Raw genomic sequence first — 242 nt, 5'->3', positions numbered from 1 at the left:
ACGATGTTCTCTTCGATGGTCATGTTCGGGAACAGGCCGATTTGCTGGATCACGTAGCCGATATTGCGGCGCAGGGTCACTTCGTCGAGGTCGGTGGTGTCTTCGCCGTTGATCAGGATCTTGCCCGAGCTTGGCTTGATCAGGCGGTTGATCATTTTCAACGTCGTACTCTTGCCGCAACCCGAAGGGCCGAAGATGCGGCAGACAACGCGCCGTCGGTGAGCCCGGAAACGCCGGTGGCC

General features: G+C 59.1%; 1 protein-coding gene. It reads right to left on the bottom strand.

Going from position 1 to position 242, the window contains the following annotated elements; all coding sequences use genetic code 11:
• On the bottom strand, positions 1 to 242 hold a 242-nt coding region (locus AC0L3U_RS40070; RefSeq protein WP_473365220.1), incomplete at both ends, for an ATP-binding cassette domain-containing protein.

The sequence above is a fragment of the Bradyrhizobium sp. Kon69 genome (assembly GCF_055807515.1).
This window is presented reverse-complemented; position numbering and strand designations above follow the sequence as displayed.